Source organism: Actinomycetota bacterium (assembly GCA_040754375.1).
In the GTDB taxonomy this organism is placed as follows: domain Bacteria; phylum Actinomycetota; class Acidimicrobiia; order Acidimicrobiales; family AC-14; genus JBFMCT01.
Genome location: JBFMCT010000002.1, coordinates 12,829 through 37,026 on the forward strand (window position 1 = coordinate 12,829; position 24,198 = coordinate 37,026).

Genomic DNA, 24,198 nt, shown 5'->3' on the forward strand with positions numbered 1-24,198 from the left:
CTGTGGGCGAGGGGCCCGAGCGGCCGCCTTGGTACGCCCGGTTCGGCGGGATCACCGGGTCGGAGTCGGCTACCCAGTCGATCTCCGAGCAGGGGATCCCAGTCCCCCCGGGCGGCAACTTCCAAGGGCGCAAGCCCCGTGGGCGGGTCGACCGCGATGACCTGGCCGGTCATCTCGAGGAGCGCTGGTCGGAGGAGAGCCGGTGCGACCGCCGGGCCGAGGTTGCCTCGGTGGACTGGCTGACCCGCACGGGCACCCTGCGGCTGGGGTTCGAGGTCACCGACGACCGGCCGTTCAAGTTCGTCCCCGGCAACTTCGTACGCGTCGAGCTGCACGTGCCTGACCGGGGCTACCGGCGGGGGACGTACTGCATCGCTTCGGCCCCCTCCGAGTACCGCCGGTTCGACCTGCTCGTGCGGGTGGTCAAGGGCGGGCGCATGTCGGCCCACCTGGCCTCGCTGGGCCTGGGTGACGAGATCATGTTCCGAGGCCCGACGGGGCGCTCGATGGTGAAAGCCGCAGGCGACGGAGCGGTGGCCCTGGTGGCCACCGGGGTCGGGATCGCCCCCTTCCTGTCGCTGTCGACCGTGCTCCTGCGGTCTGACCCGGGGCGGGCCATCGATCTCTATTGGGGGCTGCGCCAGCCCGACGACATCTGCTTGACGGGCGAGCTCGACCGCCTGACGGCCGCACACCCGAGCTTCCGCTACCACGTCTCGCTCTCGGAGCCCCCGCCGGGATGGGCCGGGCTGCGGGGCCGGCTCACCTCGTCCCTGCCGCCCCTGCTCCCGGCCCTGGCCGACCGCCGGTTCCTCCTGGCCGGCAACGGGGCCATGGTCGAGGAGCTGACCGTGGGCCTGTCGGAGCTGGGCGTCTCCCGCGAGGACATCTACGAGGAGCCGTACTTCAACGCCCGCCACGTGGCCGACCCGGCTGTGGTGTCCGGGTTCGTGGACGCCGCCCGGGCGGCCGGTTTCGGCCGCACCGGCGAGGCGGCCGGCGAGGCGGCCGGCGAGGGGGAGGCGTAGGCGAAGCCGTAGACGAAGCCGGCGGGGAACCCGGGCCAGGCGGGGCCGCCCGTCAGTTAGGAGCCGAAGTCGCATCTGAGGACCTCCGGCGGCAACCGGTCCGCAAGGGCTTCGGGGCCGGCCCGGTCCCGGATGGCGCTTGCACGCGGGCCGGGTGGACGCGGTATCGTTAGCACTCGACAGACGAGAGTGCTAACGGCACACCCGGTCACCCGGGCCAATCGAGCCGCTCCCCCACGGAGGAACCCCTTATGGCGAAAATGATCGCGTTCGACGAGACCGCCCGGCGCGCGCTGGAGCGGGGCATGAACCAGTTGGCCGACGCCGTGCGCGTGACCTTGGGGCCCAAGGGCCGCAACGTCGTGCTCGACAAGAAGTGGGCGGCCCCCACGATCACCAACGACGGCGTATCCATCGCCAAGGAGATCGACCTCGAAGACCCGCTGGAGCGCATCGGCGCCGAGCTGGTCAAAGAAGTGGCCAAGAAGACCGACGACGTGGCTGGCGACGGCACGACCACCGCCACCGTGCTGGCCTGGGCCATGGTCCGCGAGGGCCTGCGCAACGTGGCCGCGGGCGCCAACCCCATGTCGTTGAAGAAGGGCATCGAGCGGGCCGTCGAGAGCGCCGTGGCCGCCATCAAGGACATCGCCGTAGACGTGGAGTCCAAGGAGCAGGTCGCCCAGGTGGCCGCCATCTCCGCGGCCGACACCGAGATCGGCGACATGATCTCCGAGGCCATAGACAAGGTCGGCAAGGACGGGGTCATCACCGTCGAGGAGTCACAGACCTTCGGTATGGAGATGGACCTCGTCGAGGGCATGCGCTTCGACAAGGGCTTCATCTCCCCCTACTTCGTGACCGACCCCGAGCGCATGGAGGCGGTCCTCGAGGACCCTTACATCCTGTTCGTGAGCTCGAAGATCTCCGCCGTGCGCGACCTGCTGCCCGTCCTCGAGAAGGTCATGCAGTCCGGTCGCCAGCTGGTGATCATCGCCGAGGACATCGACGGCGAAGCCCTGGCCACCCTGGTCGTCAACAAGATCCGGGGCACGTTCAAGTCGGTGGCCGTCAAGGCGCCCGGCTTCGGCGAGCGCCGCAAGGCCATGCTCCAGGACATGGCCATCCTCACCGGCGGCCAGGTCATCAGCGAGGAGGTCGGTCTCAAGCTGGAGAACGTCACCCTCGACATGCTGGGCCGGGCCCGCAAGCTGACCGTCACCAAGGACGAGACCACCATGGTGGAGGGTGCCGGTGACGAGGCCGACATCCGTGGGCGCATCTCCCAGATCAAGGCCGAGATGGAGAACACCGACTCCGACTACGACCGCGAGAAGCTCCAGGAGCGCCTGGCCAAGCTCTCAGGCGGCGTGGCCGTCATCAAGGTCGGGGCGGCCACCGAGGTCGAGCTGCGGGAGAAGAAGCACCGCATCGAAGACGCCGTCTCCACCACGAAGGCGGCCGTGGAGGAAGGCGTGGTGCCCGGCGGCGGCGTGGCCCTGCTGCGGGCCCAGCCCACGGTCTACGAGCTGGCCAACACCATCGAGGGCGACGAGGGCACTGGGGTGCGCATCGTGGCCCGGGCGCTCGAGGAGCCGCTGAAGCAGATCGCGGTCAACGCCGGCATGGAGGGCGGGGTCATCGTCGAGCGGGTTCGCGGCATGGAAGGTGCGACCGGTCTCAACGCGGCCACCGGCGACTACGAGGACCTTTTCAAGGCAGGCGTCATCGACGCCGCCAAGGTCACCCGCTCCGCCCTGCAGAACGCGGCTTCGATCGCCGGGCTCTTCCTGACGACCGAGGCGGTCATCGTCGAGAAGCCCGACGAGTCCAAGGCCAACCAGGCGGCGGCCGCCGCCGGCATGGACGACTTCTAGAAGCGTTCAACCCGTCACTGCGAGAGAGGGTCGGCCTGAGCCGGCCCTCTTTTCGCGTGGAGTGGCAGGAGATCGGTTTCCCGAGGCAGAATCCCGCTACGGCATGGGGGGTACTCGATCAGGCGGCCCCGCCTTGCGGCCACCGAACGGTGGCGCGAGTTCGAGGGCTGACGAGGAGGAGCGACTGTGAGTCGGATCATCAGGGGGAGCGGTCTCGTTCTGCTGGCGGCGTTGCTGCTGGCGGCGTGCGGTAGCGACGGGGTCGGGGGGGCGCAAGGCGCCAACGCGGCCGCGGCTGACGAGATATGCGAGATTGCTCAGGACAAGGTCGGGCGGGTGCTCGGTGACGATCCCGAGGCCGACCGCGACGCCATCCGGGAGGCGACCGAGCAGTTGATGGCGCTCGACGCCCCCAGCCAGAACCGCAACACGTTCGAGTTGTTCGTGCAGAACACGAACAACCTCTGGATCGCCCTGGAGGACGTGCACCAGTCCCTGCTGGTGAACGACACCGCGCGCGCCGACCGGGCACGCGAGACGGTGGCGTCCAACAACGAGCTGGTCATGCGCTACGCCGGCCAGTACCAGGCCAACGAGTGTGCCCGCGGCTTCGGCCGGCCCGCCTGAGCCCTAACATCGGGCCATGGGCCCTGTAACGCCGTCGGAGGGCTGGGGCGTCCTGCACCTGTTCTTCGAGGTCGGGCCCGTCTCCGACGCCGACCCCGAAGCGGTGGTGGCGGCCGTCAAGGGCGCCCAGGCCGACGACCATCAGGTCATCACGTTCGCCGTGCTGGGCCACAAGGCCCAGCTCGGCGTGATGGCCCTGGGGCCGGACCTGTGGCGCATCCAGCGGCTCCAGGCCGACCTGGTGGCTGCCGGGCTCGACCTGGTGGGTTCCTACCTGTCGCTGACCGAGGTGTCCGAGTACGCCCGGGGCATGCCGCCCGAGCGCCTCGAGCCCCGCCTTCACCCCCAACTCCCGCCGCCCGACGCCCAGGTGGTGTGCTTCTACCCCATGTCCAAGCGCCGTGACGCCACCGGCAACTGGTACGCCCTCGACTACGAGGAGCGCTACCGGCTGATGGAGGGCCACGGCCGGGTGGGCCGCAAGTACCGGGGCCAAGTCGTCCAGCTCGTCACTGGCTCGACCGGCCTCGACGACTGGGAGTGGGGTGTCACCCTGTTCGCCCAGGAGCCGGGGGCCATCAAGACGTGCGTCCACGAGATGCGCTTCGACGAGGCCTCGGCCGTCTACGCCGAGTTCGGGCCCTTCTACATCGGCCTCATAGGCCCCCCCGAGGCCATCCTCGCCCGGGTCGGCATCACCGACGATCAGAGCTGAGACGTTATCGGCGTCAGGTGCCGTTGCGGCTGGCTCGGGCCAGGATGGGCGTGACGACGCTGCCCAGCACGGCCAGGATCAGGACCACCCCGGCGGCGCGCACGTAGCCCGTCTGGGGGCCGCTCCAGGCCACGGCCAGGGGGATGATGACCATGGCCGTGAACACCGCGATGAGCCCGATGGTCACCAGGACGACGGTGTCCACGGCGTCGGCCCGGCCGTGGAAGTGGAGCAGGAGCGAGGCCAGGGCCCAGGCGACGGCCACGATCACCGCGCAGGCCAAGGCCCGCCAGTAACCGTCGCCCCCGGGGTCGCCCCAGATGGCGACGATGGTCAGCAGCAGGGCCAGGCCCGAGGTGGCCAGGCCCCCGGCCGGCAGCCACAGCCGCTCCCGCCGGTCGTACCAGGCGGCCGAGCACATACCCAGCAGGCTGGCGCTACCCACGGCCACGGCCGTGCCCAGCACTCTCGCCTGGGTCGAGCTGATCCTCGTGCCGAAGGCCACCAGGGCCACGCCCAGCAGGGCGGCCGCGCTCAACGATGCGATCACGACGTAAAGGAAGGTTCTCAACGCCCGCCTCGGGGGCCTGGCCTCCTCCCCGACGAACTGGTTCGGGGCCGCGGCCGCCGCGGCCGAGGGCGAGCCGGCTGCTGGGGCCCAGCCGGCCGGCGTCGTCCAGCCACCCGGGCCACCCCCGGCCGGGCTGCCAGTTGCACCGGCTGGGCCTCCCGAGGCGGGGACGGCTGTGCCCAAGCCCCCGGCGGCGGCGGGCCGGGCGGGGCCCGCCGCCGGTGTCAGCAGGGCCCGACCGCCCTCCACGACGACCCGCACGGCCTGGCCCTCGGCCGTCCCGAGGGCCCGGGCCACCTCCGGTGGCAGGACCAGGCGCCCCCCGGTCACGTTCACGGTCGTCTCCACGGCATCCTCCGGGCTCTCGGTCGGCCCCGACCCTATGGACCACTGCGACGGTGTGCTTGTTACCCCCGCCCGCCTAGCCTTAGGTCCGTGACAGCCCTCGATCCGGCAACGGCCCCCCTGGCCCCAGCAGGGGACATCGAGGCCCTGCGTGAGCGTCTGAGGGGGCTAGGAAGGGTCGTGGTGGCCTTCAGCGGGGGGGCCGACTCGGCTTTCCTGGCCTGGGTGGCCCACGAAACCCTCGGCCCGGCGGCGGCCATGGCCGTGACCGCCGTCTCGGCGTCGCTGGCCGGGGCCGAGCGCCACGAGTGCGCCGCGCTGGCCGCGGAGTGGGGCCTTCGGTGGTCGGAGGTGGAGACCTTCGAGCTCGACGTGGCCGCCTACGTGGCCAACGATCGCGACCGCTGCGCCCACTGCAAGACCGAGCTGATGGCCGCCGTCGGGCCGCTGGCAGCCCGCGAGGAGGCCGTGGTCGTGCTCGGGGTCAACCTGGACGACCTCGGCGACCACCGACCCGGTCAGGAGGCGGCCGCCGCCCGGGGCGCGGTGTTCCCCCTGGTCGATGCCGGCTTCACCAAGGCGGGCGTCCGGGACTGGTCGAGGCGGCTGGGCCTGCGCACGTGGGACAAGCCGGCGGCCGCCTGCCTGGCCTCTCGCCTGCCGCACGGCACACCGGTCACCCTGGGCCGGCTGCGGCAGGTGGACGGGGCCGAGGCCGCCCTGCGGCGGCTGGGGTTCGGCCAGCTCCGCGTCCGCCACTACGGCGACGTGGCCCGGGTCGAGCTGGAGGCGCCCGACCTGCCCGAGGCGGTGAGGCGGCGGGCCGAGGTAGTCGAGGCCGTCAAGTCGGCCGGTTACCGCTACGTGACGCTCGACCTGGAGGGTTTCCGGTCGGGCAACCTCTCGCCCCCGCTCCCCTGATGGACAGCCGCCCGGCGACGGGCCATGCTCGGGCCATGGCCGCCACCCGAGTGAGGCTGACCTTCCCAGAGCACCTGATCACCGAGCCGGTGGTCGGGCGCATGATGCGGCTGTTCGACGTGTTGCCCAACATCCGCCGGGCCAACATCGAGGACACGTTCGGCTGGATGGTGTGCGAGATCGTGGGTGAGCGGGCCACGGTCGACGCCGCCTTGGCCTGGGCCGCCGAGCAGGGCGTAGGCGTCGAGCTCCTGGGTGACGTCGTCGAGGGTTGAGCGCACGGGCCGCCGCCCCGGCTACCAGCCCTCCGAGCCGGGCACGCCTTTGAACGGGCCGGCCACGTCGCTCGTCACCCAGCCGCCGTAGAAGCCGCCGGGTTGGGGCCGCACGAAGTCCCCGTCGACCAGGCAGACCTCCATGGGCTGGGGGTAGAAAGCGATGTGGTCGGCGATGGCCTCGAACCCGGGCTTGGGGTCGCGGTAGGTCCACGCCGCGTCCGGGGCGGCCTGGCCGTCGGGGCCGACCACGTCGAAGTAGCTGGCCCAGCCCTTCCACTCGCAGTAGGTCCGGTGCTCGTTGGGGACCAGCGCCCCGGGGATCACCGACTCGGGTGGGAAGTAGTAGGTAGGCGGGTGGCTGGTCTCGATGACTCGGACAGGGGCCAGCGTGATGGCGATGGTCCGGCCCGCGAAGATGACCTCGCACTGGCGGCGTACGGGCTCGGCCCGGGGCGGGCGGGGGTAGTCCCATACCGACTCCTGGCCGGGGCGGGGCGGCACCGGCTGGGGCCTCACGCGCTCACGCTCCGGCGGCCTCGGTGTCATGGGAGCATGGGCGCATCGTGGAAGCGCATGCTAGGGCGTTGGCCAGCGCTGTCGAGGGCGCCCTCGGCCCCTGGGTGGAGAGGTCAGTGGACCGCCGCCTGACCGAATTGGTGGCCGCCGGGCGTCTACCGGCCGACGACCCCCGCCTGGACGAAGCCCGCCGGGCGGCCGTCGACGCCGGCCAGCGGGCCAGGGCCGAGCTCGGGGCCCAGGTGCGCCGCCTGCTGGCGGCCGACGTCGACGAGCAGTGGACGACCCCCCTGGCCCTGCTGCGGGGTGCCGTCCGCTACCCGGCAGGGGTCCTGCAGGTGGCGGGCGTCCCACCGGTGGAGCGGGATTCCGTACAGGCCCGCCTGCACCCTGACGACGACTACGACCTGGCGCCCGCTACGTTCTCCGACTTCGGGCCCGAGGTGGCCGAAGCAGGCCTGTTGTGGGGGGCGGCCAAGGCTTACGCTCACATCCAGCGCCATGGAGGTGGCCGCCGATGAGGAAAGTAGTTGCTTACATACCGGACCTGATGGACCGCTCGAAGGTGATGTCCGCCGGGGCCATCGTCACCTTCGTCCGAGACCCGACTGACCTGGCGGCCACCGCGGCTGCCGAGGACGCCGACCTGGTGGTGGTCGACGTCACCCGCCCGGGGGCCGTGGCCGCCATCGAGGGCGTCACCACCGAGGTGGTCGCCTTCGCCAACCACACCAACCGAGATGCCATGGACGCTGCCCAGGCGGCCGGGGCCGGCCAGGTGATGGCCCGGTCGGCCTTCTTCGCCCGTATCGGCGAACTGCTGGGCGGGTAGGAGCGTGGCGGTGGACAGCCAGGACGGGGGGCCGCCGCCCGTTTCCCCGCGCGAGCTGCTGCGCTGGAGCGAGGCGCTGGCCGGCATCGCCCGCACCGGGCTGGGGTTTACCGACAACCTCTACGAGCGCGAGCGCTTCGAGGAGGTCCTGAAGGTGGCGGCCGACATCGGGGTGGCCGCCGGCCGGTGTGGGGCCCCGTCGGTGGCTTCGGGCCGTGACCCCCAGGCAGTAGTGGAGCAGTGGCTGCGGGAGGTGGGCCACGGGGTCGCGGGCTACGCCACCCCCAAGGTGGCCGTCGGGGCGGTGGTGGGCAACGACCGGGGCGAGATCCTGCTCGTCCAGCGGGCCGACTCGGGCATCTGGCTCTACCCCACGGGGTGGGCCGACATCGGCTACTCGGCCTCGGAGGTAGCCGTCAAGGAGGTGCTGGAGGAGACGGGGATCGAGGTCGAGCCCGTTCGCCTCATCGCCGTGCTCGACGGCCTGCGGCTCGGGTTCGCCCAGGTCCCGCTGTACTCTCTGGTGTTCCACTGCCGGGTAGTCGGCGGCTCGGTCAAGGCGCACCCCCTGGAGTGTGCCGACGCTGGCTGGTTCGCCGAGGACCGTCTTCCCCAGCCGCTCGCCGGTCGGGGGGAGCGGTGGGCGGACCATGCGTTCCGGGCCATCCGGGGCGAGGGGTCAGAGACGCTGTTCGATCCTCCCCGGCACCCACCGTGGCGCGACGGGGACGACGGGCCCTAGGGTCGCGGGCCGGAAAGGAGGCCAGGTGCTGTTCTCGAAAAAGCGGACGGGAGTCGACCCCATGGCGGTCGTCGCCCGTTTCGTGGAGGCGGCCAACCGTCACGACGTCGACGGCATCTACTCGGTCGTCCACCCCGACTTCGACAGCATCCAGCCGTGCTTCCCGTCGCGGAACTTCTCCGGTTCCGACCAGGTCCGCAAGAACTGGCGGGCCATCTTCGAGTCCGAGCCCGGCTTCCGGCTCACGGTGCTGCGCTCCGCCCGTTCGGGCAACACCGTGTGGGTCGAGCTGCACGGGGCGGGCAACGCCGCCCAGGTCGCGGGCGTCTTCATCCTGGGCGTGGAAGACGACAAGATCCGCTGGGCTCGCGTCTACAGCGGCCCCGTCGAGCAGGTCGGCGAAGAGGGCGAGGCCTCGGCCCGCCAGATGCAGGGCGCGTAGGACCGCACGCGCCGGAGGCGCTCCCGGCCGGACGCGTCATCGGCCGAGCTGGTCGAGCAGGGCCGCCACTATGGACATCCGGCGGTGGGAGCGCTCCCATTCGTCGGCGATGCCCTGGTGGTCGGCGACCCCGGAGGCGTCGGGGGGGAGCCCGAGGGCAGCCGAGCAGGCGGCTGCCAGGGTGGCCGGTTCGACCTCCTCGCCGTAGGCCGCGAACGCCTCTAGGCCGTCCCACAGGCGGTCGAGGGGGGCGGGAGGCTCCGAGCCCGCGGAGAGGGCGTCGGCCACCACCTCGAACAGCTCGTAGGTGCCCACCGCCGCGGGCCGCTGGTAGCCGGCCACCGGGTGCAGGCGCCACTCGACGGCCATGGCCCCGGGGCCGTCGTCGCGCAGCCACACCTGGGAACCGTTGACGTAGGCGTCGTGCGGCGCCCCGAAGCGCTCGTCGAGGGCGAGGACCAACGCGGGGCCGGCCCGCCACACGCACGTGGGTACCAACTGGGCCATGGCCACCGACCCTATGCCCCCGCCAACGGGGTGGCCGGCTCCCAGGTAGGCCCCAGGCACGGCCCCCCACGGGCGGCGCGACCGGGTGGCTCGGCCCGCCTGCCACCATGGAGCGTGCTTTGGCGTCGCCCACCGATGGCCGTGGCCACCCTGGTGGCCATGGCCGTGCTGGCGGCCGCCTGCAGCCAGGGAGGGGGTGGGGCCGCCCTGGCCCCGGCCCCGGGAGCGTCGCCCGGCCGGGCCTCGGCCACCACCACGACGGTCCCGCCCCCGACGGTCCCGCCCCCGGCCACCGCCCCCACGTGCCCGGCCACCCCGCGCCGGGCCCTGCCTGATCCTCAGCGGCCCCGCTACCGGCTGGCGGTGGACGTCGACCTGGCGGCCAACACGGTGACGGGCACCACCGAGGTCAGGTTCGTGCCCGACCTCGACACCGATCGGCTGGTCTTCCGGCTGTGGGCCAACGGTCCCCGCCCCACCCAGGCGGGGGGAGCGATCGAGACCGGGCCGGTGACGGTCGGGGGCCTGCCCGTGGGCTCGGCCCTCGACGGCGCCACCGTGCTGGTCGTCGATCGGGGTGGCCGTTACAGCGCGGGCCGGGCCGTCGACATCGTCGTGCCGTGGACGCTGGGCCTGCCCCGTTCGTCGAGCGACCGGCTGTCGCGCGACGGCGACGCCGTGCGCCTCGGCTCGTTCTACCCGGTCCTGGCTTGGGAGCCGGGGCTGGGGTGGGCCACCGAACCTCCGACGGGCTCGTTCGCCGAGGCGTCGGTGGCCATGGTCGCCGACTTCGAGATGACCGTCACCGTGCCCGAGGGGCTGTCAGTGCTGGCCAGCGGGGTGGAGGACGGGCCGGGCCGGTGGAGCGCTCCCGTCCACCGCGACGTGGCCATCTCCGTCGGGCGGTTCACCACTGCGCAGGCCACGGCCATGGCCCCCCAGCCCGTCGAGGTCACCGTCGGCGTCCACGAGGGCGTGGCCGACACGACCGCCAACTACATGCCCAAGGTGGTGGCCGCCCTGGAGCTGTTCGGTGAGCTCTACGGCCCGTACCCGTGGCCCACGTTCACCCTGGCCATCACCCCCAACCTGGGGGGAGGCATCGAGTACCCGAGCCACGTCATGCAGGGCCCGGGCACCAGCGGGTCGACCACCAGTCACGAGGTGGCCCACATGTGGTTCTACGGCCTGGTCGGCAACAACCAGGGCCGCGACCCCTGGCTGGACGAGGGACTGGCCAGTTGGGGCGAGGCCCGCTACGAGGGGACGGTGGCCGACTTCGCGGCCGCCACCATGCCGCCCGCGGCCGCCGGCCGGATGGGCGAGCCCATGAGCTACTGGTCGGCCGCGCCGTCGGCCTACTACCGCGGCGCCTACGTGCAGGGCGTGCAGGCCCTCAACGCCCTGGGGCCGGCCGAGCTGGTCGACTGCGCGCTACGCACCTACGTGGCCGTGTTCGCCCACCGCATAGCCCGCCCCGCCGACCTCATCGCCGCTCTGCACTCCTCGTTCCCCGACGCCCCCGAGGTCCTGGAGCGCTTCGGCGCCCGCCCCTGATCGCGAGCGCGCCGCCTACAGCGCGTTCTGCACACCGGGTCAGCCCTGGTCGCGCAGGAACTGCTGGAGCTCGGCCGCCAGCTCCTCGCCCGAGGCCAGCTCCAAGCCCTCGCTGTCGGTGTTCTCCTCCAGCCGGGCCACGTAGGCCGACACGTCCTCGTCCGACGCCACCACCTCGCTGACCTCCTGCTCGTAGTCGGCCGCCAACTGGGCGAGGTCGGCGGTGACCACGGGCACGCTGATGAGGCTGGTGGCCCGCTGGACCAGGGCCAGGGCGGCCTTGGGCGAGGGCGTGCCGGCCACGTAGTGGGGGACGGCGGCCCACAGCGAGGCCGATGGCACCTCGGCCCGGGCCAGCGCGTCCTGGAGCACCCCCACGATGCCGGTGGGGCCTTCGTAGCGGGAGCGGCGCAGGCCCAGGCGGGTGGCCAGTTCCTCGGTGGCGGCCGAGCCCGTGACCCGTACCGGCCGGGTGTGGGCCACGTCGGCCAGCAGGGCACCCACGACCACGACCATCTCGACGTCCAGCTCGGTGACCACGCCCACCAACTGCTCGCAGAACGTCCGCCACTTGAGCTGGGGCTCGGTGCCCAGCAAGGTCACGACGTCGCGCCCCTCGGGGCGCAACGAGGCCCAGGCCAGCTGGTTGGACGGCCATACGATCTCGCGGGTGAGGCCGGCGTTGAGCTTGACGTGGGGCCGGGTGGCGCTGAAGTCGTAGAACTCCTCGGGGTCGACGGACGCGAACGCGTGGGCCCCCCACCGGTCGCGCAGGTAGCGCACGGCGGTGGTGGCCGCGTCGCCGGCGTCGTTCCAGCCCTCGAAGGCGGCGATCAGCACCGGCCGCCGCAGCGCCGGACGGTCGTCCCATCGCACGTAGTCCACCCCAGAACGGTACCGGCCGGTCAGCCGGCCCGGCGCACCGGGCCTTCGCTGAACGAGCCCCAGAGGGCGGCGTACTGGCCGCCGCGGGCCAGCAGCTCGTCGTGGGGGCCCACCTCGACCACCCGGCCCTGGTCGACCACGACGATCCGGTCGGCCGTACGGGCCGTCTGGAGCCGGTGGGCGATGAGCAGGGTGGTACGGCCGGCCGACAGCATGCCCATGGCCTCGATGACCCGGGCCTCGGTGGCCATGTCGAGGGTGGCCGTGGCCTCGTCGAGCAGCAAGATGGCGGGCTGGACGAGCTGGGCACGGGCCAGGGCGATGAGCTGGCGCTGGCCGGCCGACAGCGACCGGCCCCGTTCGGTCACCGGATGGAGGTAGCCGCCTCGCAGGCGGGCGACGAACGGGTGGGCGCCCACGGCCCGGGCCGCGGCCTCCACCTCCAGGTCGCTGGCCTCGGGCCGGCCGTAGGCGATGTTGTCGCGGATGGTGCCCGAGAACAGGAAGGGCTCCTGGGGTACGTAGCCGAGCTGGCGCCGGTAGGCGGTCAGGTCGAGGTCGGTCAAGGGCTGGCCGTCCACCAGCACCCGGCCCTCGGTGGGGTCGTAGAAGCGGGCCGCCAGCTTGACGATGGTCGACTTGCCGGCGCCCGTCTCGCCCACCAGGGCCACCGTCTCGCCTGGCACGATGTCGAGGTCGACGCCCGACAATGCGTCCTCGTGGGCGCCCGCGTAGCGGAAGCGCACGCCCTCGAATCGAAGCCCGCCCCGGAGCGGCCCCGGGTCGACAGGGTTCTCAGCCGGCACCACCGACGGTTCGGTGGCCAGCAGCTCGCCGATCTTGGCCAGCGAGACCCGGGCCTGCTGGTAGGTGTCGAAGACCTGGGACAGCTGCTGGATGGGCGAGAACAGCAGGTTGAGGTAGAGGACGAAGGCCACCAGCTCGCCGGGGCTCACCGCCCCGGTGCCCGCCAGCCGGGCACCCACACCCAGCACCACGGCGGCCGCCAGCACCGACAGGAGCTCGACGAACGGGAAGTAGGTGGCCACCAGGCGCTGGGCGTGCATGCGGGCGTCGAGGTGGTCGCGGGCCACCCGCTGGAAGCTCTCGATGTTGCGGTCCTCGCGCACGTAGGCCTGGGCCACCCGTACGCCCGACACGCTCTCCTGCAGGTTGGCGTTGACCACGGCCACCCGGTCGCGCGCCGTGTTGTAGGCCCGGTCGGAGCGGCGCCGGAACCACAAGGTGGCGGCCACCAGGGGGACCAGCGTGGCCAGGGTGGCCAGCGAGAGCTCGGCGTTCATCACCACCAGCACCACGGCCACCCCCACGAGGGTCAGGCCGGACACCACGGCGTTGACCAGGCCGGTCTGCAGGAGCTGGGAGAGGGCTTCCACGTCGGTGGTCATGCGCGTCATGATCCGGCCCGCCAGCTCCCGTTCGTAGAAGTCGAGGCCCAGCCGCTGGAGGTGGGCGAAGGTCCGTACCCGCAGGGCGAACAGGAGGCGTTCGGCCGTCCGCCCGGTGTAGCGCTGCTGGGCCCACACCACGGCCCAGTCGGCCAGGGTGACGGCCAGGAACACGCCGACCGCGACCCACAAGGCAGCCCGGGACCCGTCGACTACCCCCCGGTCCAGCCCGTAGCGGACCAGGGCGGGGCCGGTCAGCGAGGCCAGGGCGTCCAGGACGACCAGGCCCAGTCCGACGGCCAGGGCCCGGCGGTAGGGGGCGATGAACCGGCGCAGCGAGAAGTTGGCGTCGGCCGCGCTCTCGCGATCGAGGTCGATGCCCGGCTTCTCGTCGGCCGGGGGCAGGGCGGCCACGGCGGCCTTCAGCTCAGGCGTCTCGGCCACCAGTGCGAGGCGGGAGCCGGGGCTGCCCCCCCTGCCGGCCATGGCCCCGTGGCCGCCGCCGATACCACCCATGCCGCCCATGCCCATCGAGTGCATGCCCAGCATGCCGTCGGACGCGGCCTCGGCCTGGGCCCGGGCCAGCGGGGTGGCCCCCCGCCGGTCCTCGGGCCACGCCGGGGCCGTGAGCGACCCGTCCCAGGCACCCGCCGGGCCGCCGTTGGCGGCCCCGTTGGTGGCGGTCTCGTCGGTGGCTACGGGCTCGTCGACCCCCTCACCCGGGCCGGCCAGGAGCTGGCGGTAGAGGGGGCACGACGCCACCAGTTCCTCGTGGGCCCCGGTGGCCACCACCCGGCCGTCGTCGACCACGGCGATGCGGTCGGCCAACCGCAGCGTCGAGCGCCGGTGGGCCACCAGCAGGGTCGTCCGCCCTTGCATCAGGCGGCGCAGCGTGGCGTGGATCTCCTCCTCGACACGGGAGTCGATGGCCGATGTGGCGTCGTCGAGCACCAGGACGCGGGGATCGGTGAGAAGGGCGCGAGCCAGGGCCAGGCGCTGGCGCTGGCCCCCGGACAGGGTGTAACCGCCTTCGCCCAGGCGGGCGCCGTAGCCCCCGGGCAGGGCGGTGATGAACCCGTGGGCTTCGGCCGCCCGGGCCGCGGCCTCGACCTCGGCGTCGGTGGCATCGGGCCGCCCGTAGGCGATGTTGGCCTTGACCGTGTCCGAGAACAGGAAGGTCTCTTCGAACACGACGCCGATCTGGCGGCGGAGCGAGTCGAGGGTCACGTCCCGCACGTCGGTGCCGTCGATGCTGACCGTGCCGTCCTGGGTGTCGTAGAAGCGGGGCAGCAGCAGGGCCACCGTCGACTTGCCCGAGCCCGACGGGCCCACGAGGGCGACCGTCTCGCCCGGGGCCACGGTGAGCGAGAAGTCGCGCAGCACCGGCTCGGAGCGCAGGTAGCCGAAGGAGACCCCCTCGAAGCGCACCTCACCCCGTACGGGGGGAAGGTCGGGCGCCCCTGGCTTCTCCTCGACCAGGGGGGTGGAGTCGAGCACCTCGAAGATGCGCTCGGCCCCGGCCCGGGCCTGCTGGGCGATGACCGTGAGGTTGGACAGCATGCGCACGGGGGCGACGAGCTGGAGCATGTAGGACGAGAAGGCCAGGAACGTGCCGATCGTGATGCGGCCGTCCAGCGCCATCCAGCCCCCGACGGCCAGCACGGCCACCTGGCCCAGGGCGGGGACGGACTGCAGGCCCGAGCTGAACCCGGCGGTGATGCGAACGGCCCGCAGGCGCGACCCGTAGAGGGCCTCGCTGCGGTTGACCAGGCGGTCGAGCTCCTGGCTTTCCTGGCCGAAGCCCTTGACCACCCGCACGCCGGCCACCGCCTCCTCGACCACCCCGGCCACCTCGGCTGCCTTCTGCTGGGCGTGCCAGGCCGCCGGGAACACCGTCGTACGCAGGCGCAGGGCCACCAGGGTGACCACCGGGACGACCGTGAGAGCGACCAGCGTCAGCGCGGGCGACAGGAACAGCATGATGGTGATCGAGGCCACCAGCAGCACGACGTTGCCGCTGAACAGGGGCAGGAAGGCCATCAGGCCCTGGACCAGCGTGACGTCGGAGATGGCCCGCGATACGAGCTGGCCCGTCTGGAACTCGTCGTGGCGGGCGAAGTCGAGGCGCTGGAGGCGCCGGTAGACGTCGTTGCGCAGGTCGTACTGCACGCCCAGGGCCACCCGGCCCCCGATGAACCGCCGGATGTGGGCGCAGCCGAAGCGCACCAACCCGGCCAGCACGAGCAGCCCGAGCCAGGGGGCCAGCGACCGGTCCGACCCCAAGATCACGTCGTCGACGATCACCTTCTGCACGACGGGGGTCAGGGCCGCGACCGTCAGGCCCACCAGCGCGGCCCCGAAGGTGAGCAGCACGTCGCGCCGGCGGGCGCGCAGATAGGGCATGAGCCGGCGTACCCACCCGGGGGCCGCCTGGCCATCGGCCCGAGCGTCGGTCACTTGCCCATCGCTGCGGCCCGGAGGGCGTCGAGGGCGGGGGCCAGGGTGCCGAGGGCGTCCAGCGTGTCCCGCCCGCCGCCGGCCATGTCGACCACCTCCCGCAGACGCCGGGCCATTGCCGCCTCGGCCTCCCGGAGCGTCTCGCGGCCGGCCGGGGTGAGGCCGATGCGCAGGGACCGGCGGTCGCCGGGGACGGGCTCGCGCTCCAGCAGGCCCCGCTCGACGAGGCCGTCGACGGCGGCCGTGACCGTGGGCTTGGCCAGGGCCAGGGCGTGGGCCAGGTGGGTGGCCCGCTCCCCCCCGTCGTCGACCGCGGCCAGCACCCGGTACTGGGCCAGGGTCAGGCCCCCCGACGAGCGTTCCAGCAGGCGGGCCAGGCGGGCCAGGGTGCGGACCGCCTTCAGTTCTTCGTCGAGCGGGTCGTCCACAGCCCGCCAGGGTACTGGTTCGAGGATCGAACTATTCACGGCTCTCACCAAAGTTGCCTACCGGTGAGTCGGGTACTGTGGGCGCGCTTGGATGACGAAACCCTCCTCCGAGAGCTGGCCCCCGAGGCCGAACGCCTCCTCAACCGGCACCTGGCCACGGCCAAGGAGTGGATGCCGCACGAGTACGTGCCCTGGAGCCTGGGGCGCGACTTCGTGCCCGGCGAGGAGTGGGAGGAGACCGAGCAGTCCCTGCCGCCGGCGGTGCGTAGCGCCCTGCTCCTCAACCTGCTGACCGAGGACAACCTGCCCTACTACTCGGCCCACATCGACAAGATGTTCGGTCAGGACCACCCGTGGCGGGAGTGGACCCGGCGGTGGACGGCCGAGGAGATGCGCCACGCCATGGTCATCCGTGACTACGTGATCGTCACCCGGGCCATCGACCCGGTGGCCCTGGAGCGGGCCCGGATGCACCAGGTGAGCACGGGCGAGGTGCCCGAGCCCCCCACGGCGGCCGAGGGTATGGCCTACGTCGCCCTCCAGGAGATCGCCACCCGTATCGCCCACCGCAACACCGGCAAGCACCTGGGGGAGAGCCGGGGCTACGACCTGCTGAGCAGGGTGGCGGCCGACGAGAACCTGCACTACCTGTTCTACCGCGACGTGGTGACGGCCGCTCTCGAAGTGGCCCCGTCCACCATGGTCGAGGCCATCGCCGCTCAGGTCATCGGCTTCCAGATGCCCGGCACCGGCATCGAGGACTTCGCGGCCCACTCCCGGCTGATCGCCAACGCCGGCATCTACGACGTGTCCATCTTCCTCGACCAGGTCCTGGTGCCCGTGGTCCGCAACTTCTGGCGCCTGGAGGAGATCGAGGGCCTGACCCCCGCGGCCGAGCAGGCCCGCGAGCGGGTCGTCAACCACTTCGAGCGCCTCGGCCGGGTGGCGTCGCGTTACGCCGAACGCCGGGCGACATCCACCGCGACCTCGCCCGAAGCCGGGGCGCTGGTCCCGTGACTGGCGGGCCGAAAATCCAAGGAGGCCGACCGGGTGGCTGATCGCAAGGCGAGTGCCGTTTGGCATGGAGACCTGTTCGAGGGCGGCGGCACGGTGACAGCCGAGTCCAGCGCGCTGTTCACCGACGCCGGGGTCACCTGGGCGTCGCGCACCGAGCAGCCCGAGGGCCGCACCAGCCCCGAGGAGCTCATCGCCGCGGCCCACGCGGCCTGCTTCTGCATGGCCCTGTCCAACGAGCTGTCCTCTCGGGGCAACCCGCCCGAGACGCTCGCGGTCTCGGCCACGTGCACGTTCGTCCCCGGCCAGGGCATCACGAAGATGGCCCTCGACGTGGTGGCCACGATGGCGGGCGTGGGCGAGGACGCCTTCGGTGAGGGGCTCGAGGCGGCCGAGCAGTCGTGCCCGGTCTCGGGGGCGCTACGGGGCAACGTGGCCATCGAGGTCTCCGGGCGGCTGGCCGGCTGACGACCTACCTGGTCGACGGCAACAACGTGGTCGGCTCGGCGGCCGACGGTTGGTGGCGTGACCGGCCGGCGGCGGCCCGGCGGCTGGTCGAGCGGCTGGCCTGCTTCAGCCGGGTGACCGGCGACGACGTGATGGTGGTGTTCGACGTGGCCCACCCCGACCTCCCGGCCGGCAGCCACGGGGGCGTGGAGGTGGCCTACGCGTCGCGTTCGGGCCGGGACGCGGCTGACGACCGGGTTCGCGAGCTGGTACGCCGGGGCGACGTGGTCGTCACCTCCGACCGGGCCCTGGCCGCCGACGTGGCCGCGGCCGGGGCGGCCGTGCTGGGGTCGGGGGCGTTCCTGGCCCGCCTCCAGCAGGACGGCTGCTGAGCCGGCGGTGACCGCCGATGCGGTGGTGGTGGGGGCGGGGCCCAACGGCCTGGCCGCGGCCGTGGCCCTGGCCCGGGCCGGCTTGGAGGTCGTCGTGGTCGAGGCTGCCGACCGGCCCGGTGGAGGGACGCGCTCGGCCGAGCTGACCCTGCCCGGGTTCGTCCACGACGTGTGCTCGTCGGTGCACCCCCTGGGCGTGGCCTCGCCCTTCCTGTCGTCGCTGCCCCTGGCCGATCACGGCCTGCGCTGGGCCCATCCCGAGGCCCCCTTGGCCCACCCTCTCCCCGGGGCCCCGGCCGTCGTGCTGGAACGGGCGCTCGCCGAGGTGAGCGGGACCTTGGGAGGGCGCGACGGCCGGGCCTGGCGACGCCTGGTGGGGCCGTTCGTGCGCCGGTGGGACGACCTGGCCGAGTCGGTCCTGGGCCCTGTCCTGCGCTGGCCGCCCCACCCCGTGACGATGGCCCGGTTCGGGCTACGGGCAGCCTGGCCGGCCACCGCCCTGGCCCGGGCGGCCTTCAGGGGCGAGCCGGCGCGGGCGCTGTTCGCGGGCATGGCGGCCCACGCCATCTTGGACCTACGGGCTCCCCTCACCTCGTCGTTCGGGACGATCTTCGGGGCCAGCGCCCACGCCCAGGGCTGGCCGGTGGCGGCCGGTGGCTCGCAGGCGGTGGCCGGTGCCCTGGTGTCCTACCTGGGCTCGCTGGGCGGCCGGGTGGTCACGTCCCACCCCGTGCGCGGCCTGGCCGACCTGCCCCCGTCCCGGGCCGTGCTCTTCGACCTCACCCCCGGCCAGTTGCTCGACATCGCGGGCGACGCCCTCGACGCCCGCTACCGGCGACGCCTGGGCCGCTACCGCTACGGCCCCGGTTCGTTCAAGGTCGACTACGCCCTCGACGGCCCGGTCCCGTGGGCCGACCCGGCGTGCGGGCGGGCGGGCACCGTGCACGTAGGCGGCACCATGGCCGAGGTGGCCGGTGCCGAGGCCGAGGTGGCCCGGGGCCGCCACCCCGAGCGCCCATTCGTGCTGTGCACCCAAGCCAGCCTGTTCGACCCGGGCCGGGCCCCCGAGGGAAAGCACACGCTGTGGGCCTACTGCCACGTGCCCGCCGGGTCCGATGTCGACATGACGGCTCGGATCGAGGCCCAGCTCGAGCGGTTCGCCCCCGGCTTCCGCGACCTCGTGCTGGCCCGTCACGTGATGGGCCCGGTCGCCCTCGAGGCCCACAACGCCAACAACGTGGGCGGCGACATCGCCGGCGGCTCGCACGGGGGCCTGCAACTGGTGGCCCGCCCCGTGCTGGCCCGCAACCCCTACCGCGTGCCTCTGGCCGGCCGGCCCGCCTACCTGTGCTCGTCCTCCACGCCCCCGGGGGCGGGCGTGCACGGCATGTGCGGCTGGTGGGCCGCCCAGTCCGCCCTCCGCGACGTGTTCGGGGGGCCGCAAGGCGGGTTATAGGGCCCGGCGGACCTGGCGGGCGATCTCGATGTCCTCGCGGGCGGTGACCACGACCGTACGGACGGTCGCGCCCTCGGCCGAGATGTCCCCGTCGGTGGTCGTGGCCCCGTTGCGGGTCCCGTCTATGGCCACCCCCAGGAACCCGAGCGGGCGGGCGGCCGTGGCCCGCACGATGGGGACGTGCTCGCCCACCCCCCCGCTGAACACCAGCACGTCGAGGCCTCCGAGCGTCGCCGTCATGGCCGCGATCTCCCGTCGCAGGCGGTGGACGTAGACGTCGAAGGCCAGCCGGGCGGCGTCCTCACCAGCCGTCATTGTGCCCATCAGCTCCCGGAAGTCGCCCGTCCCCCCGCTGAGGCCGGCCAGCCCCGACCGGCGGTCGAGAGCCTCGGCCACTTCGGCGGGGCCGAGGCCCGCCTGGTTGACCAGCCACATGACCAGCCCGGGGTCGACCGACCCGCAGCGGGTGGCCATGACCAGTCCCTCGGTGGGGGTGAACCCCATGGTCGTGTCGACCGAGTGACCGGCCCGGACGGCGCACAGCGACGCCCCCGCGCCCAGGTGGCAGGTCACCGTGCGCAGGCTGGACAGCGGGCGGCCCACCAACTGGGCCGCCCGGCGGGCGGCGTACTGGTGGGACAGGCCGTGGAACCCGTAGCGGCGCAGGTCCCACCGGCGCAGCCACTCACGGGGCAGGGCGTAGGTCGACGCCGCCGGTGACAGGGTGGCGTGGAAGGCGGTGTCGAAACAGGCGACGGCCGGCAGATCGGGGCGGGCCGCGGCCACCGCTCTGATGGCGGCCACCGCCCGGGGCTGGTGGAGGGGAGCCAGCGGGGCGAGCCCCTCCAGGTGGGCCAGCACCGTGGCATCGACGACCGTGGCCGATGTGAAGTCGGGACCGCCGTGAACCACCCGGTGGCCCACGGCCCCAGCTCGGGCCACCATCTCGTCCAGGGCGGCGACGGCCTCGTCGGGCAACGAGCCGTCCCCCGTCCACGGGTCGACCTCGTGGGTGGCCAGCACCTCGTCGTCCGCCGACAAGAGCCGGAGCTTGAGGGTGCTCGACCCGGTGTTGACGACGAGGACGTTCAACCGCGGCCCCGCCACGCCCAGTCCCTGACCTCGGGCATGTCGTCGCCGTGGCGGCGGGTCCAGGCGTGGTGCTCGGTGCGCTTGTCGAGCATGTGCTGGTAGACGCGCGCCGCCCGCTGGCCGAGCCCCGGGACGCGGTTGATCACGTCCATCACCAGGTGGAAGCGGTCCATGTCGTTGAGCACGACCATGTCGAAGGGCGTCGTGGTCGTGCCCTCCTCCTTGTAGCCCCGCACGTGGATGTTGGCGTGGTTGGTGCGCCGGTAGGTCAGGCGGTGGATGAGGGTCGGGTAACCGTGGAAGGCGAAGATCACGGGACGGTCAGCCGTGAAGATGGCGTCGAAGTCGCGGTCGGGCAGGCCGTGGGGGTGCTCGCTCTCGGGCTGGAGCCGCATCAGGTCGACCACGTTGACCACCCTGACCTTGAGGTCGGGGAGGTGTTCACGCAAGAGGTCGGCGGCCGCCAGCGTCTCCATGGTGGGAACGTCACCCGCGCAGGCCAGGACCACGTCGGGGTCGCCGTCGTCGTCGGTGCTGGCCCAGTCCCAGATCCCCAGGCCCCGGGCGCAGTGCAGGGCCGCGTCGCGGGCGTCCAGCCAGTCGAAGCACGGCTGCTTGCCGGCCACGATGACGTTGACGAGGTTGCGGCTGGCCAGGCACTGGTGAGCCACCGACAGGAGCGTGTTGGTGTCGGGCGGCAGGTAGACGCGGATGACCTCGGCCTTCTTGTTGACCACGTGGTCGATGAAGCCGGGGTCCTGGTGGGAGAAGCCGTTGTGGTCCTGGCGCCAGACGTGGGAGGTGAGCAGGTAGTTGAGGGAGGCGATGGGGTAGCGCCACTCCAGCTCGCGTGTGACCTTGAGCCACTTGGCGTGCTGGTTGAACATCGAGCCGATGATGTGGATGAACGCCTCGTAGCACGAGAACAGACCGTGCCGGCCAGTCAGCAGGTACCCCTCCAGCCACCCCTGGCAGGTGTGCTCGGACAGCATCTCCATGACCCGGCCCCCGGCCGCCAGGTTGACGTCCTCGGGCCTCACCTCGGCCGTCCACGCCTTGGCCGTGGCTTCGTAGACCGCCCCCAGCCGGTTGGACTCGGTCTCGTCCGGCCCCACGAGGCGGAAGTTGCGGGACCGTTCGTTGAGCCTGAAGACGTCGCGCAGCATGGCCCCCAGGGCCCGGGTCGGCTCCGACTTGGTGGCCCCGGGAGTGCCCACCTCGACCGTGTACCACTCGACATCGGGCAGATCGAGCTCGCGCAGCAAACCGCCCCCGTTGGCGTGGGGGTTCGAGCCCATGCGCCGGGGCCCGCTCGGGGCCTGGCCCATGACGGCCGCTACCGGCCGGCCCTCTGCGTCGAACAGCTCCTCGGGGCGGTAGCTGCGCATCCACTTCTCGAGGAGGCGGAGCTGGCTGGCGTCGGTCCTGACCTTGGCCAGCGGCACCTGGTGGGAGCGCCACGTCCCCTCTACCGCGACCCCGTCGACCTCGGCCGGGCCCGTCCAACCCTTGGGCGAGCGCAGGACGATGACCGGCCACCGCGGCCGCCCGCCGCCATGGCCGGCCCGGGCCCGCCCCTGGGCCTCGCGGATGTCGGCCAAGGCGGCGTCGAGGGCCTGGGCCATGGCCTGGTGCATGGCCTCGGGCTCGTCGCCCGAGACGAAGTAAGGCTTGTGGCCGTAGCCCTCCAGCAGGCGGGTGAGGTCGTCGTCGCCGATGCGGTCGAGGACCGCGGGGTTGGCGATCTTCCACCCGTTGAGGTGGAGGATGGGCAGCACGGCCCCGTCGGTGGCCGGGTCGAGGAACTTGTTGGAGTGCCAGCTGGTGGCCAGCGCCCCGGTCTCGGCCTCGCCGTCACCGATCACGCAGGCCACGACCAGGTCGGGGTTGTCGAAGGCGGCACCGTAGGCGTGGGACAGGGCGTAACCGAGCTCTCCTCCTTCGTGGAGCGAACCCGGGGTCTCGGGAGCGGCGTGGCTCGGGACCCCGCCCGGGAACGAGAACTGCCGGAAGAGCCGGGCCATGCCTCGGCCGTCGAGGCTGACATCGGGGTAGATCTCGCTGTAGCTGCCCTCCAGCCACGTGGAGGCCACCATGGCGGGCCCGCCGTGGCCCGGCCCGCACACGTAGATCATGTCGAGGTCGCCGGCCCGGATGACCCGGTTCAGGTGGGCGTAGACGAACGTGAGGCCCGGGGTCGTGCCCCAGTGGCCCAGCAGCCGGGGCTTGACGTGCTCAGGCCGGAGGGGTTCGGCGAGCAGGGGGTTGTCGAGCAGGTAGATCTGGCCCACCGACAGGTAGTTGGCCGCCCGCCACCAGGCGTCGATACCGGCCAGCTCCTGGGTGTTCAGCGGAGCGGTAACGAGAGATGCCATCGCGCCACGCTAGAACGGCGGGCAGGCCCCCCGGTCCGGTCAGCTTCCCGGGGCCCGGCGGCGGAGGGCGTCGAGCCACCAGCCCTTCTTGCGCAGGGCGCGGGCCTCGGCCCGGTAGGCGTGGGCCGCAGCGGCATCGCCTTGACGGGCGGCCACCCGGCCCAGGTTGAGCAGCACCGACCGGGTGCCCTCGTCGTCGCCCAGCATGCGGCGGGCGGCCAGCGTCTCCTCCCCGAGGCGCCGGGCGGTGGCGTCGTCTCCCTCGGCCATGGCCAGTTCGGTGAGGTTGGCGAGGGCGGCCGCGGCGTTGAACGTGTCCCCGTCGCGCCGCCACACGTCGAGGGCCTCCTCGTACAGGCGGCGGGCCTCGGCCCGGTCCTTGCGGACATCGGCCACCGCCCCCAGGTTGGCCAGCGAGGCCCCGATGACGCGATCGTCGTGCAGGTCCCGGCCGATGTCCAGGCTCTCACCGAACAGCCGGCTGGCCTCGTCGAGGTCCCATCGCCGGAAGGCCAGGTTGCCCAGCGAGTGCATCACGCCGGCGCACCCCAACCGGTCGCCCATCTCCCAGTGGGCGGCCAGGCTCTCCTCGTAGTGTTCCCCGGCGGAACGGTCGTCGCCCTCGCGCAAGGCCAGCAGGCCCGCGGAGTTGGCCACCCGGGCCTTGGCCGCGAGCGACGCCTCGGGGTTGAGCTCCAGGACCGTGCGGAGCCAGCGGCGGCCCTCGGTGGCGTGGCCCCTCACCTCCCAGAACCGGCCCAGCGCGCCGCTCAGGGTCAGGGCCGCCTCGATGCCGGGGTGGCGGGTGGCCCACGCCAGGGCGGCCCGCAGGTTGTCGTGGTCGGCTTCGAGGGAGTCGAGCCACACGACCTGCTCGGGCCCTTCGAGGCCGGCCGCCCCGTCGAGGGCAAAGGCGACGGCCCACGCCAGGTGCCGGTCACGGGCCACCTCTTCGCCCTCGTCCGGGCGCGCCGCCATCGCGGTGGCGGCCTCGGCCCGCAGTCCCGGCGGCAGGTCGAACCGACCTTCGTGGACGCTGACCACGGCGCCGCTGGCGGTCAGTTCATCGAGGCGGTGGTCGAGCGTGGCCCGGTCGTCGAACGGGCCAGCCACCACGGCCCGGAAGGCGTGGGCCGTGAACCCGCCCGTGAACACCGCGACGGCCTCGACGGCGGCCTGCTGTTCCTCGGTGAGCGCGGAATGGGAGATCACGGTCCGTCTGGCCAGCAGGCTACCGGGACAGTCCGTGAGGCACTGGGTCGATCGGCCTATTTACGGGCCGGGC

24 protein-coding genes are annotated in these 24,198 nt (G+C 72.9%); 15 read left to right on the forward strand and 9 right to left on the reverse strand.

Annotated features, from left to right (window positions below):
- Positions 1-2 precede the first annotated feature (2 nt).
- The 4 genes from AB1673_01135 to AB1673_01150 all read left to right on the forward strand — a co-directional run bounded on the left by AB1673_01135 (position 3) and on the right by AB1673_01150 (position 4,247).
- Positions 3-1,028, forward strand: coding sequence for an FAD-binding oxidoreductase (locus AB1673_01135; protein ID MEW6152580.1), 1,026 nt, complete (start codon positions 3-5; stop codon positions 1,026-1,028).
- 251 nt (positions 1,029-1,279) lie between these two features.
- Positions 1,280-2,905 (forward strand): chaperonin GroEL, encoded by a 1,626-nt coding sequence (gene groL / locus AB1673_01140; GenBank protein MEW6152581.1) that lies wholly within the window; start codon positions 1,280-1,282, stop codon positions 2,903-2,905.
- A 186-nt stretch (positions 2,906-3,091) separates the two neighbouring features.
- Complete coding sequence (locus tag AB1673_01145) at positions 3,092-3,532, forward strand: hypothetical protein (protein MEW6152582.1); 441 nt, start codon at positions 3,092-3,094, stop codon at positions 3,530-3,532.
- Positions 3,533-3,548: 16 nt separating this feature from the next.
- Positions 3,549-4,247: a chlorite dismutase family protein gene (locus tag AB1673_01150; GenBank protein ID MEW6152583.1), complete on the forward strand. Its 699-nt coding sequence runs from the start codon at positions 3,549-3,551 to the stop codon at positions 4,245-4,247.
- A 13-nt stretch (positions 4,248-4,260) separates the two neighbouring features.
- Here the strand turns inward: AB1673_01150 and AB1673_01155 are convergent, their stop codons facing one another.
- Positions 4,261-5,166: a hypothetical protein gene (locus AB1673_01155; protein MEW6152584.1), complete on the reverse strand. Its 906-nt coding sequence runs from the start codon at positions 5,164-5,166 to the stop codon at positions 4,261-4,263.
- Positions 5,167-5,253: 87 nt separating this feature from the next.
- Here AB1673_01155 and larE point away from each other — a divergent pair, with 87 nt between their 5' ends.
- Complete coding sequence (gene larE, locus AB1673_01160) at positions 5,254-6,084, forward strand: ATP-dependent sacrificial sulfur transferase LarE (protein MEW6152585.1); 831 nt, start codon at positions 5,254-5,256, stop codon at positions 6,082-6,084.
- Positions 6,085-6,119: 35 nt separating this feature from the next.
- On the forward strand, positions 6,120-6,359 hold the full coding sequence (locus AB1673_01165) for an NIL domain-containing protein (protein MEW6152586.1): 240 nt from the start codon (positions 6,120-6,122) through the stop codon (positions 6,357-6,359).
- A 21-nt stretch (positions 6,360-6,380) separates the two neighbouring features.
- Here the strand turns inward: AB1673_01165 and AB1673_01170 are convergent, their stop codons facing one another.
- Entirely contained in the window at positions 6,381-6,878 is a 498-nt protein-coding gene (locus tag AB1673_01170) for a DUF427 domain-containing protein (GenBank protein MEW6152587.1), read from the reverse strand.
- A 68-nt stretch (positions 6,879-6,946) separates the two neighbouring features.
- Here AB1673_01170 and AB1673_01175 point away from each other — a divergent pair, with 68 nt between their 5' ends.
- The 4 genes from AB1673_01175 to AB1673_01190 are packed head-to-tail and all read left to right on the forward strand — an operon-like array spanning position 6,947 to position 8,894.
- On the forward strand, positions 6,947-7,399 hold the full coding sequence (locus tag AB1673_01175) for a hypothetical protein (GenBank protein ID MEW6152588.1): 453 nt from the start codon (positions 6,947-6,949) through the stop codon (positions 7,397-7,399).
- On the forward strand, positions 7,396-7,710 hold the full coding sequence (locus AB1673_01180; GenBank protein MEW6152589.1) for a hypothetical protein: 315 nt from the start codon (positions 7,396-7,398) through the stop codon (positions 7,708-7,710). Before AB1673_01175 ends, AB1673_01180 begins: the two co-directional genes overlap by 4 nt.
- Positions 7,711-7,720: 10 nt before the next feature.
- Positions 7,721-8,452 (forward strand): NUDIX hydrolase N-terminal domain-containing protein, encoded by a 732-nt coding sequence (locus AB1673_01185; GenBank protein ID MEW6152590.1) that lies wholly within the window; start codon positions 7,721-7,723, stop codon positions 8,450-8,452.
- 25 nt (positions 8,453-8,477) lie between these two features.
- Entirely contained in the window at positions 8,478-8,894 is a 417-nt protein-coding gene (locus AB1673_01190) for a nuclear transport factor 2 family protein (GenBank protein MEW6152591.1), read from the forward strand.
- Between the two features lie 36 nt (positions 8,895-8,930).
- On the opposite strand, the gene AB1673_01195 is transcribed toward AB1673_01190, so the two are convergent.
- Positions 8,931-9,461, reverse strand: coding sequence for a hypothetical protein (locus AB1673_01195; protein MEW6152592.1), 531 nt, complete (start codon positions 9,459-9,461; stop codon positions 8,931-8,933).
- Positions 9,462-9,536: 75 nt separating this feature from the next.
- Here AB1673_01195 and AB1673_01200 point away from each other — a divergent pair, with 75 nt between their 5' ends.
- Complete coding sequence (locus AB1673_01200) at positions 9,537-10,958, forward strand: hypothetical protein (GenBank protein MEW6152593.1); 1,422 nt, start codon at positions 9,537-9,539, stop codon at positions 10,956-10,958.
- A 39-nt stretch (positions 10,959-10,997) separates the two neighbouring features.
- Here the strand turns inward: AB1673_01200 and AB1673_01205 are convergent, their stop codons facing one another.
- From AB1673_01205 to AB1673_01215, 3 genes are read right to left on the reverse strand one after another with little or no spacing between them, the layout of a single operon-like run.
- Positions 10,998-11,843: a PAC2 family protein gene (locus tag AB1673_01205; protein ID MEW6152594.1), complete on the reverse strand. Its 846-nt coding sequence runs from the start codon at positions 11,841-11,843 to the stop codon at positions 10,998-11,000.
- Between the two features lie 20 nt (positions 11,844-11,863).
- Positions 11,864-15,709, reverse strand: a complete 3,846-nt coding sequence (locus AB1673_01210) for an ABC transporter ATP-binding protein (GenBank protein ID MEW6152595.1) — start codon at positions 15,707-15,709, stop codon at positions 11,864-11,866.
- Positions 15,706-16,137: a MarR family transcriptional regulator gene (locus AB1673_01215; GenBank protein MEW6152596.1), complete on the reverse strand. Its 432-nt coding sequence runs from the start codon at positions 16,135-16,137 to the stop codon at positions 15,706-15,708. The genes AB1673_01210 and AB1673_01215 overlap by 4 nt, the downstream gene beginning before the upstream one ends.
- A gap of 87 nt (positions 16,138-16,224) precedes the next feature.
- Here AB1673_01215 and AB1673_01220 point away from each other — a divergent pair, with 87 nt between their 5' ends.
- The 4 genes from AB1673_01220 to AB1673_01235 are packed head-to-tail and all read left to right on the forward strand — an operon-like array spanning position 16,225 to position 19,446.
- A complete protein-coding gene (locus AB1673_01220) occupies positions 16,225-17,154 on the forward strand; it encodes an acyl-ACP desaturase (protein MEW6152597.1) in 930 nt (309 codons plus the stop codon).
- Between the two features lie 33 nt (positions 17,155-17,187).
- Positions 17,188-17,619 (forward strand): OsmC family peroxiredoxin, encoded by a 432-nt coding sequence (locus AB1673_01225; GenBank protein MEW6152598.1) that lies wholly within the window; start codon positions 17,188-17,190, stop codon positions 17,617-17,619.
- Positions 17,620-17,627: 8 nt separating this feature from the next.
- Complete coding sequence (locus tag AB1673_01230) at positions 17,628-17,990, forward strand: NYN domain-containing protein (protein ID MEW6152599.1); 363 nt, start codon at positions 17,628-17,630, stop codon at positions 17,988-17,990.
- 7 nt (positions 17,991-17,997) lie between these two features.
- Positions 17,998-19,446 carry an NAD(P)/FAD-dependent oxidoreductase gene (locus AB1673_01235; protein ID MEW6152600.1) on the forward strand — a complete coding sequence of 483 codons (1,449 nt, stop codon included), beginning with the start codon at positions 17,998-18,000 and terminating at the stop codon, positions 19,444-19,446.
- Here the strand turns inward: AB1673_01235 and AB1673_01240 are convergent.
- From AB1673_01240 to AB1673_01250, 3 genes are read right to left on the reverse strand one after another with little or no spacing between them, the layout of a single operon-like run.
- Positions 19,441-20,538: an acetate/propionate family kinase gene (locus AB1673_01240; protein MEW6152601.1), complete on the reverse strand. Its 1,098-nt coding sequence runs from the start codon at positions 20,536-20,538 to the stop codon at positions 19,441-19,443. The genes AB1673_01235 and AB1673_01240 overlap by 6 nt on opposite strands.
- The gene (locus tag AB1673_01245; protein MEW6152602.1) at positions 20,535-22,913 is read right to left on the reverse strand and encodes a phosphoketolase family protein; all 2,379 of its coding nucleotides are present in this window, start codon (positions 22,911-22,913) and stop codon (positions 20,535-20,537) included. The genes AB1673_01240 and AB1673_01245 overlap by 4 nt, the downstream gene beginning before the upstream one ends.
- Before the next feature lie 39 nt (positions 22,914-22,952).
- Positions 22,953-24,125: a tetratricopeptide repeat protein gene (locus AB1673_01250; protein ID MEW6152603.1), complete on the reverse strand. Its 1,173-nt coding sequence runs from the start codon at positions 24,123-24,125 to the stop codon at positions 22,953-22,955.
- Between the last annotated feature and the right edge of the window lie 73 nt (positions 24,126-24,198).